The organism is Microcoleus sp. FACHB-831 (assembly GCF_014695585.1).
Classification (GTDB): domain Bacteria; phylum Cyanobacteriota; class Cyanobacteriia; order Cyanobacteriales; family FACHB-T130; genus FACHB-831.
Map to the genome: position 1 here is coordinate 1 of NZ_JACJON010000064.1, position 13138 is coordinate 13138.

Annotated in this window: 9 protein-coding genes and 1 pseudogene; 6 read left to right on the plus strand and 4 right to left on the minus strand. The window is 44.8% G+C overall.

Annotated elements, in window-relative coordinates:
- A pseudogene (locus H6F77_RS27465) lies at positions 1-112 on the minus strand (photosystem II q(b) protein); the annotation flags it as partial.
- Positions 113-258: 146 nt separating this feature from the next.
- On the opposite strand from H6F77_RS27465, the gene cofG reads away from it, so the two are divergent.
- The 5 genes from cofG (at position 259) to H6F77_RS18395 (ending at position 7280) form a co-directional block, all read left to right on the plus strand.
- A complete protein-coding gene (cofG, locus tag H6F77_RS18375; RefSeq protein WP_190490000.1) occupies positions 259-1230 on the plus strand; it encodes a 7,8-didemethyl-8-hydroxy-5-deazariboflavin synthase subunit CofG in 972 nt (323 codons plus the stop codon).
- Between the two features lie 560 nt (positions 1231-1790).
- Positions 1791-4109, plus strand: coding sequence for a Z1 domain-containing protein (locus H6F77_RS28000; protein WP_190490001.1), 2319 nt, complete (start codon positions 1791-1793; stop codon positions 4107-4109).
- Positions 4087-4443, plus strand: coding sequence for a type II toxin-antitoxin system PemK/MazF family toxin (locus H6F77_RS18385; RefSeq protein ID WP_242022305.1), 357 nt, complete (start codon positions 4087-4089; stop codon positions 4441-4443). Before H6F77_RS28000 ends, H6F77_RS18385 begins: the two co-directional genes overlap by 23 nt.
- A 288-nt stretch (positions 4444-4731) precedes the next feature.
- Positions 4732-6237, plus strand: coding sequence for a GTPase HflX (gene hflX / locus H6F77_RS18390; RefSeq protein WP_514131594.1), 1506 nt, complete (start codon positions 4732-4734; stop codon positions 6235-6237).
- A gap of 263 nt (positions 6238-6500) precedes the next feature.
- A complete protein-coding gene (locus H6F77_RS18395) occupies positions 6501-7280 on the plus strand; it encodes a cistern family PEP-CTERM protein (RefSeq protein ID WP_190490002.1) in 780 nt (259 codons plus the stop codon).
- Positions 7281-7507: 227 nt separating this feature from the next.
- On the opposite strand, the gene surE is transcribed toward H6F77_RS18395, so the two are convergent.
- Positions 7508-8308 (minus strand): 5'/3'-nucleotidase SurE, encoded by an 801-nt coding sequence (surE, locus tag H6F77_RS18400; protein WP_190490003.1) that lies wholly within the window; start codon positions 8306-8308, stop codon positions 7508-7510.
- Between the two features lie 130 nt (positions 8309-8438).
- Between surE and pheS the strand changes: the two genes are divergently transcribed.
- Entirely contained in the window at positions 8439-9443 is a 1005-nt protein-coding gene (gene pheS / locus H6F77_RS18405; RefSeq protein ID WP_199321411.1) for a phenylalanine--tRNA ligase subunit alpha, read from the plus strand.
- A gap of 34 nt (positions 9444-9477) precedes the next feature.
- Here the strand turns inward: pheS and H6F77_RS18410 are convergent, their stop codons facing one another.
- Positions 9478-12228: a protein kinase domain-containing protein gene (locus H6F77_RS18410; RefSeq protein ID WP_190490004.1), complete on the minus strand. Its 2751-nt coding sequence runs from the start codon at positions 12226-12228 to the stop codon at positions 9478-9480.
- A 138-nt stretch (positions 12229-12366) separates the two neighbouring features.
- Positions 12367-12933, minus strand: a complete 567-nt coding sequence (locus tag H6F77_RS18415; RefSeq protein WP_190490005.1) for a Uma2 family endonuclease — start codon at positions 12931-12933, stop codon at positions 12367-12369.
- Positions 12934-13138 lie beyond the last annotated feature (205 nt).

Here is a 13138-nt window from a genome sequence, read left to right on the forward strand (position 1 = left end):
TCATCAATACGCCGAACCAGCCGATGTATAGGCGGTTGTCGGTTGATGTTACCCAGTTGCAGAACCGTTCCCAAGCGTTAGCGCTTTGGCGCTGTTGAATGGTTGTGGTCATTTTTGGATGATTGCGATGAATTTTCTAGGTTCTTGCGGGTTTTTGCTGCCCACATTTATAGATTACGGTCTTTGTTTCGATTTGTAAACTATTTTAACGAAAGCTTTTCTGATAATACTTATTAAGTTTTCTTATTACCTCCTGCCATGACCAACCTAGCTTCGCGCCTTGTTACCTATAGCCCTGCGTACACAATCGTTCCGACCTACGAGTGCTTTAATCGCTGTACTTACTGCAACTTTCGTACCGACCCTGGTAGAAGTCCTTGGCTGACTATACAAGAGGCGGAAATGATTATGAAACCGCTTCAGGCTGCTGGAGTGTGTGAAATTCTCATACTCAGTGGTGAGGTGCATCCGCAGTCGTCGCAGCGTAAAGCATGGTTCCAGCGCATCTACGATTTATGCGAACTGGCGCTGTCTATGGGATTTTTGCCCCATACTAATGCGGGGCCGCTGAGTTATGAAGAAATGTCACAACTAAAGAGTGTGAACGTGTCGATAGGACTAATGCTGGAACAGGTGACGCCCAACTTGCTGGAGACAGTCCACAAGTATGCTCCGAGTAAGGTTCCAGAGTTGCGATCGCAACAGCTAGAGTGCGCGGGGGAACTTAAGATTCCGTTTACAACTGGGTTGTTGTTGGGAATTGGGGAAAGCGAGAAAGATTGGTGGGATAGTTTAGAGGCGATCGCGCACCTCCACCAACGTTGGGGTAACATTCAAGAAGTTATCCTGCAACCCCACAGTCCAGGAAGTCAGCAAACCTTCGACGCCCCAGCTTTCGATCCCCAGACTTTGCCCCAAGTGATTGAAAGAGCGCGGGAGATTTTGCCGCCGGATATTAATATACAAATTCCGCCTAATTTAGTTCAAGAACCTAGTTGGTTGCTAGCTTGTTTAGAAGCAGGCGCGAGGGATTTAGGAGGGATCGGGCCAGTCGATGAAGTGAATCCCGATTATCCCCATCCCCACTATCAGAATTTGCAAGAAATTTTGCAGCCAGCGGGTTGGGAACTGGTGCCTCGTTTGCCAGTTTATCCCCAGTATGATGACTGGTTATCAGATAAACTCCAAACTGCTGTTAAGCAATGGCGGATAGGTAAGCTATTCGTTTAATAGGGTTAATTCGCAAGCGCGATCGCTCTACACATAACCAACCAGACACTCTATATATCTTCTCAGCAAAATTTGCCCATATTTCAAAATGATTAACGATCAGGAGTTCCTTCACGGCGCTGCATTTTTAAGGCTAATCAACTTTGGAAACAGGATTACGATTACTCACGCATCATGTATACATCCTTCAATATACCTAGTTGAAGGTGATACAAATCAGTCAGCTATTCTCTTCAAGGTTTCCAAAAAACCGAAATCTGCATGGTCTTTCACTTTAAGCAGCCAAGAAGAGTCTGCTTTGGGTATTTTGCATAGCAAGTATCCTGACGCTTCAGTATTCATAGCCCTAATCTGTCACAAAGACGGCATCTGCTGCATAGCTGAAAAACGGCTTTGGAGCGTTTTAGATAGGGATGCTGACATTGGTGGCCAGCATATATCGGTGTCGAGGCGGCTTCACGGTAGCTATCATGTAAGTGGCCCGGGCAGGCAGCAAATGGAGCAGACCGTGCCTCAGAATGATTGGCCTCGCATAGTTTTGTCAAATAAAAAAAACAGCAATGATTGAAATTAATATTAAAACCGATGGATATTGCATCAAAAAGCTTATTGAAAGTGTTAGACGTAAAATAGGAGATAAAGCAGCAGGAGACTTAAAGCAAGCTGCTATTAATATTGTGCAGAACTGCGTTGATGTCTACTGTGAAAAATTTGGTTATGGTGATGTTGGTGCTACAGGTACAGGCATTGTTAGTAATCCTTACAAAGGTAAAATACCCAATGGTACTACTGGTTTAATTTACGGTAGAGTTCAGAGCGGTAAAACTAATACTACTATTGCTACTCTGGCAGTTGCTCAAGAAAATGGATTTCGTTGTTTCATTGTATTAACTTCTGACAATACTTGGCTTGGTAAACAAACTGCCGATCGTTTCAACGAACAACTGGAAGAAGATGGGCCTGTTGTATTTGATTGGGAACAATGGAAAACCGACCCAGACAAATTTGCTAAAAGTAAATTACTTCCATATATAAAAGATACTGGTGTTGTCCTGGTATCAACTAAAAACCAGCGTCACTTAGATAACTTGCTTAAAATTCTTAAATATGCTAGAGCCAGTAGCGTTCCAACTTTGATCTTTGATGATGAAGCTGATAATGCCAGCTTGAATACAAACGAACAAAAGCAAGCTAAAAAAGGTAAAGACGTAGTTCCCGATAGTGCAATTTTTGATAAAATTGGCAAAATTCGCAAAGAAGTAGGTAATCATATTTACTTACAAATTACAGCAACTCCACAGAGTTTGCTACTGCAAAATCTTGAGCATCCATGTAAACCTGCTTTTTGCGCTGCGCTACCTAAACCAGGTGATAGTTACATGGGAGGAGATTTATTCTTTGAAGAAAATAGCCCTTATTACTTTATAGTTAAAGCTGAAGAAATAGAACTATTGAAACAGCAGGAAGGAGAGATAAACCCTGGTGATAACTGGAAGATACCTGAAGGATTGAGACTGGCTTTATGCTGTTTCTTCCTGGGTGCAATTTATAAGATGCGAGCGGCAACATATGAAGATGCAAAATACTCCTTTTTAGCTCATATATGCTACAAAAAGGATAATCACAATAACTTAGAGAAGATTATAAGTGAGTTTGTTATAAAACTTGATAAAGCTATTCGAGGTCAATCTTCTATAACAGAGCGAGAACAGGCACTCAAATGGCTTGATGAAGCTTATCACGAGTTAAGCAAAACCGTGACTAATCTACCACCACTTAATAACCTGATTGAAGACCTAAAGCATAAATTACGGCGTGCTATCCCAAAAGTTATCAATGCTAACAATCCAGATAAAGAACCGAACTATAAACGAGGGATGAATATTCTTATTGGTGGTAATAGGCTTGGGCGGGGTGTAACTATTGAAGGATTGATGGTAACTTATTACGGACGGGATGCCAAACAAAAAGTGATGGATACTGTGCATCAACACGCCCGAATGTACGGTTATCGCCAGGAACTAAAAGATGTTACTCGTCTGTTTTTACCCAAACATATCTTTGAAGCTTTCCACGCTATCCATGAATCTGATGAGGGTATGCGTCAGGCTATTGGTGACGATCCCAGCCAAATTAAGCTCAAGCCTGTCTGGGTTGGTCGAAAACTTAAGCCAACTCGTTCTAATGTCTTGAATCCAGCAGAAATTGATGCCTTCACACCCGGCTCTGCTATTTATCCTCGCGATCCGCGTTGGAAGGTTTCAGAAGTAAGGCACCACACAGAAGCTCTCAACAAGCTTCTAGGCGAATACAAGGGTGATGATCAATACTATGAGGTAGATATCGACTTCTTAATCGAGATTCTTGAACGTATGCCGAGCGGTCGTTGCCCTGGATATTCCTGGGAGGACAAAAGAGTCAAAGAAGCCCTGAAGTCTATTAAGACAGAAGGTATTCAGAAGGCAATGCTCAATGTTCACCGAGGGAAAAAAGGTGATGGACTTGACTTGTCAAACAGACCCAGACCTTGGCAGGGTTCTGGTTTCGCACAAAGTGAATGGATAAGGAAGCCGAAACGGAAATACCTCGATGTTCCAACGCTGATTGTTATGTATGAAAAGGGCGAGAAGGATGGGGGTTGGGACAATCAACCGCTTTATCTTCCAACCTTGATTCTGCCTAAAAATAAGTTTGTCTTCATGTTCAATTACTCAGATGCTCCTAAAGAGCTGGACGATGATCTGGACTGGCAGGATGATGAGACAATAGATGAACGTGAATGGCTCCAAGCAGCAGCGACTAATCCAGCTTTTGATTTCCTGAAAGACCCTGAAGAAGACATATACACGTTAGCTGATGGTAAGCCATTCAATGACTAAGGGTAAAGTTGTCCTAGTGCCTTTCCCGTTTGATGATTTATCAGCTACCAAGGTGCGTCCAGCTGTCTGCATCACTAACCCTGTAGGAGCCTATCGTCACGTTATTCTGGCTTTCATTACCAGTCGAATTCCACCGGATTTACTAGAAACAGACATCGTGTTAGAAACCAGTCATCCAGACTTTGCTGCCAGCGGGTTGCATCAAGAATCTACAATCAGGCTGGATCACTTAATGACAGTTCGTACATCGGTTATCCGGCGTGAATTGGGTGAGTTGTCATTAGATACACAAGCGCAGATTGCACAGCTTTTGTGCAATCTGCTAAAGGAATAATGTAGCGATTCCTATGGAAAGCGTGGGGCGATCGCATCCACCCCACTACAGACACCACGACCCCCGTATTTGTAAAATAGAGATGAAGCATTAGGGATTCACAACATCGAGACTATCTACGGCAACCTTCAAGGTCTAAAGTCCAGCCAGCTAAAGCAGCTACAGAGACTTTATCATCAACGCAATCCTGGCGATCGCATAACCACGCCCGAATTTGCCCAACGTCTAGCCGCCATCAGCAGCGAAATCAACCAACCTGTCTGTACCTACATCAATCGTCGGGGACAGGTGATTCGCGTAGGAGTCGGTTCTCCCCGTCAAACCCAAATTCCCCCCCTAGAACTGCCCCGCTACGGCGCAGAAAGACTAAGCGGCATTCGCTGCATTGCCACCCATCTCAAACCAGAAGCACCCAACGAAGCCTCACTCACCGCAATGGCGATGCAACGACTGGATGTTCTACTCGTCCTGAACATCACGGGGTCTGGATTTGAAAGGCGCGGTGGCGGTGCAACAGGTTATGTCAAAGAAACCTATCTAGCTCACCTAGTTCCCCACGAATCAGCCAGCTGGAACGTATCCGCACCTATCAGCCTGGATGTCATCACCAACCAAGATTTCCTAGAACTCGTAGAAGGACTGGAAGCTGAGTTCCAACGGGAATTTGTTGCCCAGCAAGTGGACGCCGACCACGATCGCGTACTACTGGTAGGCTTGATGACTGAGGGTATGACAGCCCTGCAATTCCAAGATGGACTCGAAGAACTAGCACGTCTAGTTGATACAGCAGGAGGGCAGGTATTAGATACCCTGCGGCAGAAGCGCCCGCGTCCTCATCCCCAGACTGTTGTGGGTGAAGGTAAGGTGCAGGAAATTGCTCTTGCCGCACAGACGCTCGGAGCTAACCTGATAGTATTTGACCGCGACCTCTCACCAGCGCAAAGCCGCAATTTGGAAACTCAGACAGGCATTCGGGTAGTAGACCGGACGCAGGTAATTTTAGATATCTTTGCCCAACGCGCCCAATCCGGCGCTGGTAAGTTGCAAGTAGAACTTGCCCAACTAGAATATATGCTGCCACGCTTGACTGGTCGGGGTGGTGCGATGTCCCGACTCGGCGGCGGTATCGGCACCAGGGGGCCGGGAGAAACCAAACTGGAAACAGAACGTCGTGCTATTGGGCGACGAATTTCTCGACTGCAACAGGAAGTCAACCAGTTGCAAGCCCATCGTTCCCGGCTGCGGCAGCAAAGGCAACATCAAGAGGTTCCCTCAGTTGCTTTGGTTGGCTACACCAACGCTGGGAAGTCCACGCTATTAAATGCGCTGACTAATTCGGAGGTTTATACAGCTGACCAATTGTTTGCTACTCTTGACCCAACAACGCGACGTCTGACAATTCCCGATCCTGTAACGGAAGAACCCCGCCAGATTGTTATTACAGACACGGTGGGATTTATTCACGAACTGCCGCCCTCATTGGTGGATGCGTTCCGCGCTACTTTGGAAGAGGTGACAGAAGCTGACGCGCTGCTTCATGTAGTAGATTTATCTCATCCGGCTTGGCAAAGTCAAATTCGTTCTGTGATGACTATTTTGTCGGAAATGCCTATAACACCTGGCCCAGCCTTAGTGGTGTTTAACAAAATGGATTGCGTGGACGGCGATACTTTGATGGTAGCTAAGGAAGAGTTTCCCCAAGGGGTGTTTATTTCAGCAAGCGATCGCCTCGGCTTAGAAACTCTACGTTACCGCCTCGCCCAACTTATTAATTATGCTGTTTCTTCTCAGTAATTTTTCGTAATTACTTTTCCGTAAAAGCACTTAATAGTCTTGTTTTTTTACCTTGTATTACTTGAAGTTTTGATTGTCTAAAGTTATGTTGAACTCACTTTGTTTCGTTTATGAAGATACGAACAAGATGTGAGTTTTTATATAGACAGCAATAAGCCCCATCGTTATGCTCTTAGTAGAGCCTGGAAAGATCGGGGTGTATTACGGCTCGGAAAACTTTATGGGTGGGTGATTGAGGCTAATTAACAAGGAAATTAAGTGAAATGTTAAAGGCTCTGTCAAAAGTAGCTTTAGGTATCTGGGTACTGTCTGCGGTTGGAATCTGTTCTTCTGTCCTAGCTTCCTCAGCTTCGGCTTTTACTTTCAATGCTGATGGTAGCGTTGGAGTTGGGATTGCTGATATCGATCGATCTTTCCAGGTTACATTTGACGGAAACGTTGCTACAAAAGATGTTACTGGACTTGCGTCACTAGCAACATTTACCTTTTTAGGATTTACAAATGTTGCCGACACTACACAAGCAAAATTCGATATAGCACTAAAAAATACATCTAGCGGCGGTACTCTTACTTCTAGAACATCTGCTTTAGGGTTTAATGTTGACCCTAATCTCAGTGGTGCAAGTGTTAGCTCCGGTGGGCTTTTTGCCTATGCAAGTTTAAATGATTCTTTCCCTAATCAATTCGGTACTATTGATGTCTGCTTTATTAATAACAAGCAGAATTGTAAAGGAGGCGGCGGAGAAGGTAATGAGGGCGGTGTTAGCACGGGTGAGAATTCCAAGACTTTCTCTCCTACTCTTACTTTCAAGGGTAACAATGTTACATCATTTGCTTTAAGTAACTTTGGTGTACGCTACCAAAGTATTAACGGTACAAGTAGTGATGGACAGAGTTTTGCGGGTGACAGCGGAACGGGCACAGGAACGTTTAAGAAGCCCGCAGGTACAGACAAAATACCCGAACCTAGCACTGTAAGCGCCCTATTGCTAATTGGGTTCGGCATTTTGGGCTGTGGCAAAAAGCGAAAGGCTGTAGTCTAGTTAACTTTGATAATTAAAAAATTACTTTATTTCCCCTCCGTTGAGAGGGGAATTTTTTAGAAATTATCAATTTTAGAGCTAAAAAAACTAAAAGCACCGTAGGTTGGCTGCGAAACCCAACGGATGCTTAGAAGAATTGGGTTTCGTTACTCAACCCAAACTATGCTTATCCTTAAGCGAACGGTATTGAATTATAACTGAGCAAGCGATCGCCTCACATCAATCGCTCATTTATCCAAATCAAATCCCCAATCTTGCAAGCTATGTACCCCAGCAGCAGAGGTGAGATTGTATTGCAAAGGCGTAACGGTGATGTAATTTTTACGAATTGCATGAACATCTGTTTCTATATGGCTGGGTAAATGAGGATTATCTGGTTGTTCGACTTCCTCCACAGCCTCACCAGCTAGCCAATAGTATGTTTTGCCTCGCGGATCTACACGCTTCTGGAACGTATCGAAATAGCGGCGAATTCCTTGACGGGTAATGGCGACACCAGCGATTTCTTCCCACTTTACGGGTGGTACGTTGATATTAAGTAACATCAACTCTGCTAGCGGCTGTTTGGCTAACTTTGCCATCAAGATTGTTGCAAATTTAGCAGCAGGTTGAAAATCTTTTGAGGCAAAACTGGTAAGACTAAAAGCAATGCCGGGAATTCCTTCTATAACTCCTTCCATCGCCGCTGAAACCGTGCCGGAGTATAAGACATCAGTACCAAGATTGGAGCCGTGATTAATACCCGAGAGGACAAAATCGGGGGGTTTGTCTAGTAAAGCACCCAACGCTAGCTTTACACAGTCAGAGGGCGTACCTGAACAAGACCAGGCTTTTACAGTGGGATGAAATATTGAGGTTACGACTTCGGCGCGTATGGGATCGTGGAGAGTCAGACCGTGACCTGTGGCGGAACGTTCGCGGTCGGGACAGACTACAGTGACATCGTGACCTGATAAAGCTAGGGTGTCAGCTAGAGTACGAATCCCCAGCGCGAAGACGCCATCATCGTTGCTGATTAGCAATTTCATTAATAACTTAGTAGAGGAAGGGTTTTTTCTATTTTGACGGTTATTAGGGGATTGATGGCAGGCTGCACCAATGCGATCGCCTCTGGGTAAACTGGTAAGAGCTAACCCCCATAAGCTAGAAAATACTTAAATGAGCGATTCCGTTAACGAGATTGAGACTCAATTAGCCGCGCTGAAACAGGAAGCAACCAAAGCGATCGCTGCCACAAATACCCTGGAAAACCTAGAAGAAATCAGAGTAGGTTACTTGGGCAAAAAAGGGCAGCTATCTAAAGTATTAGGGGGTTTGGGTAAATTGCAAGCGGGCGATCGCCCCCGCATTGGCGCTTTAGCAAACGAAGTCAAAGAAGCCATACAACAAGACCTAGACCAACGGCGAAATGACCTGCAAGCAGCGAAAATCCAGGCACAGCTAGAATCGGAAACCCTGGACGTGAGTATGCCAGCAGTTTACCGACCCATCGGGCGATCGCACCCCCTTAACAGCACAATTGACAGAGTTGTAGATATCTTCGTCGGTCTTGGCTACACCGTCGCCAACGGGCCAGAAATGGAGACAGACTACTACAACTTTGAAGCGTTGAACACCCCAGCAGACCATCCCGCCCGCGATATGCAGGATACCTTCTACCTGCCGGATGGCAATTTGCTGCGGACGCATACCTCTTCCGTCCAGATTCGCTACATGGAAGAGAACGAACCGCCGATTCGCATTGTCGCACCAGGACGTTGTTATCGGCGGGATACAGTAGATGCCACCCATTCCGCAGTCTTCCATCAAGTGGAAATTTTGGCAATTGATGAAGGGCTAACGTTTACCGATCTCAAGGGCACGATTAAGGTGTTTTTAGAGGAGATCTTTGGCGAAGAATTACCGATTCGCTTCCGCGCTAGTTATTTCCCTTTCACCGAACCTTCTGCGGAAGTAGACGTGCAGTGGCAAGGGCGCTGGCTAGAAGTAATGGGGTGCGGTATGGTAGACCCCAACGTGCTTAAAAAAGTTGGTTACGACCCAGAAGTTTACACGGGGTTTGCCGCTGGTTTTGGTGCAGAACGCTTTGCGATGGTGCTGCATCAAATTGATGATATTCGCCGCTTGTACAGCAGCGATCTGCGATTCTTGCGACAGTTTTAAATAGTTAGTAGGGAGGGCAATTCCCTCCCTAATGCTATAACTGGGCGAAATGTTCCAACAACAGGCGGTGGATAAAAATGTAGCCACCGCCAACTTTTTGCAAAAAAATGCGTTCAGTTGCCCAGTCAAGAAAACGGGCATAGTTCCAAGGGATATAACCATTGCAATAGAGAATAAGGCGCAAAGCGAAGTGTTTAACGCAAGCTTCACCCGCCCCAAAAAGCCCAAACACCAGCCCAATAACTAGACCCCAAAAAATTGGAATAGCCATCACTATAGCAACTAGGGATAAACCAACCATTCCAGTCAGAGCAAATAACATAGCATTTTTTGCAGACTGCCAAATACCTTGATTGGGAATTGTGCTGGTTGAAATTCCAGGGCCACTTAATCCGCGCAGTAAAACAAAAATTAGCGACGCACCCAGCCCATCAGTTATCCCCGTGAAAATGGCATCAACCAGCCCGCTACCCACATTAAAAATCAGCCCAGAAACTAACCCACTGCTTAACCCCAAAATCAGCCCAGCGATCGCGCCAACAACAACACCTTGTTTAATGTTATCTCTAGCTTTTTTCCACGACCATTGCAGGGTTTCAACTGGGTTTATTCGATCGCTTATTAGGCCAAAAACTAGCCCTGCCCCCAAACCTGAACCAAGGGCGATAATCAGTCCAACAGTTAAGCCGATATACAGCCCCGCCGCGTGTCCAGCAATTAGCCCACCGCCAAGTCCAGCACTAAGTCCAGCCATTAAGCCAATATTTAGGGCATATAGTCCTTTTTGATGTTTTTTTGGCAACCAAATAGGCTGCATTCTCTCAATTAAAAAGACGGTTTGAGATTGCTTAACCATCTCTTCTGCCAACCAAATTAGCCAGGACATTGCTTGCTGTTTGGAGTACTGTTCTTCTGCTCCCCGTCGTTTAAACATTCGTTCAATATAAGCATTAAATAAATGTTGGCGGCGTTCTTCAATAGAAGTCATTCTGGGCAGGCTTGCAAGAGACATTCCGCGATAAGCCAGGGTCATAATACTAAGCATTAGAGGCGATTTTGCTAACTCTTGCAGCGTGGAATCTTCTTGGAGGGCGGCGTTTACTGCGGCTAATTCGCCACTTGCGCTAGCAAGATATTGATGAATTTGCTTTAATGTCAACGGTTGAAGACAGATTGCACCTTGAAGCTTGAGGCGGTGCGAGAGATTTTGGTAGTCTTTGATGCGGCTGGCGACTACCATTTCTGTTTGCCCGTATTCTTGGCTAAATTTATTAATTGCTTGAACGCATAAATCGCGGCGATCGCTGCTAACTTCATCTAAGCCATCGAGCATTAATATTATCACCTGATCTTTAATCCACGTCTGGCCAATTTCTTGGGAAACTTGATACTTTGTATTAAGTTCTTGCACCAGCCAAGCGGCAATTGTCTGTTTATCTCCCGCCCAAGAAGATAAGTTAAAGACGACGGGAATAGGCTGGCTTATATGTTGTTCGGCGCGAGTAATCAAATCGCGGGCTAATTCTAATAAAGTCGTGGTTTTGCCTGAACCTGGATCGCCTAAAATAAGTAATGTCCGTCCTGCTCCCAGTTCATCGAACTTATCGATAATTTTGGTTCCGGGAGGTAACGGTTGCTGAGATAGATCGGGCGTTTCCCATACTAAACCCCAAGGGCGTTCAATAGCGTCGAGTTGTTCTGATAAACCAAGTTCAATTAAGGCTTTACCATGTAGCGAAGTTTCTAAAACACCTTTTATCCAGTAATTTTTTACCTTATTTAGTAATATCTGGCGATCGCGATATTCTTGGCGGGAGAGGGAAATTTCTGGTTCTGGTATTCTGGGGTTGGGGGGAACAACGGGTGGTGATTCTGGCTTTTTTGCGTCAATTGTTTCTGGCTTTAATATAGGTAAAGTTTCCTCTGGAGGAACGGTTTCTGGTAACTGGGGAAATGTGCGAGGGGAAAGTTGCAAAGCTGCTAACATTTCTTTGGCTGTGGAATAGCGATCGCTAGGATGCAATAGTGTCGCCTTAGACAAAACCGCTGCGAAACTAGAACTAATGTTTAGATTGTCCCTGCGCCAAGTCATCTCTCCCGTCTGAAGATTAGTATCCAAATCTTGGGGACGTTTTCCTGTCAGCAAATATATAGCAGTCAATGCCAAACTATAAATATCGCTTGCATAAACTGGTTTACCTGCTGCTTGTTCTGGTGGCATATAACCCAGCGTACCGACTGCAATTGAGCTAGTAATTTCACCCCCGCCATCGACAATTGTGTTAACTATTTCTTTAGCAATACCAAAATCAATTAAGACGGGTTTGCTATCTTGTTGTCTAAGAATAATATTACTAGGCTTGATATCGCGATGAATGATACCTCTGGCGTGCAGATAATCTAAAACAGCCAACAGGCTAGCCAATATTTGTTTAACTGAACTTTCCTCTAAAACTCCCTCCTGTTGAACTAATTCATTCAGGGTAACGCCTTGAACCCACTCTTGAACTAAATAAAATTGTCCCTGTTCGGCAAAGTAAGCGTACAACCGAGGAATTTGCGCGTTACCCTCACCCAGTTGCTCTAAAATAGCAGCTTCTCGCCCAAAACGTTCTTGAACCAGGCGGGTTACTTCCGGGTTCTTGCTAATGGGTTTGAGTTGCTTAATTACACAGGTGCGGCGTGAAGGCGTATGAGTATCTTCTGCCAGAAACGTTTCGCCAAAACCACCCGTTCCTAGCGCCCGAATGATACGATAGCGGTTGTTCAAGAGCGCGGCTGTCATTTGGTTTTACTGGTTCAATTTTTTATATATAAAAATGATAGATGGTAGTGAAGCAAATGTGAGCGATCGCGCTCTATCTGCAAAACAATAACCCACAACGCTTAATACTGAACTTAGGCTAAATACCAACAGCGATCGCTATTTTAACCTCAACCAACTAAACAACTCATCTGCCGAAACCTGCCAATTGTCAAGCAATCCCGTAGCTTGCAAAATATCCTGACCCTGCTTACTTTCTGGTTGCTGCGAAGGCTTAAACACAAACACTAATTTTTCCTCGGGGTCAATAAGCCAACCAAGATTAGTACCATGATTTAGACAAAAAATGATATTTTCTATCACCCTAGTTGGACTTTGTTCGGGTGAAAAAATTTCTATCGTCCAATCGGGTGCAATTTCAAAATTATTTTTAATTTCTCCATCAGCATTCAAAGGAATGCGTTCCCACTGAAACACAGCTATATCTGGTACTATTGAGCGCCCCTCGAAAGTACACCGTAATTCCGGAAACGCACAAGCTATTTTTTGAGGTTCACCAACCTGATTAATACCAGCCGTTAATCTGGCTTGCAGTCTGCTGTGTTTTCCTTTTGGCATCGGTTTATGGTAGATTTGACCGTCAATATACTCCCTTGCAGGCTTAGTTTCTGGCAGCTTAAGAAAATCCGCCAGAGATAGAGTTGATGGCGACTGAACCGATGTCATGTTTCACCTATCTTTGAATTACAATGCATATCCACAACTAATTAAATTAATCTTTCAACTACCTGGGCTTACCAATATTATGCCCACTTCCATCCTCAACCTATCGTCATTGCTCTTACCTCATTCCCCTCTTTAACATTCGACCTGATAATACTAGCTGTGTTAACCTGTTGAAAATCCAGTGATACACTTGTACTTCCATGCC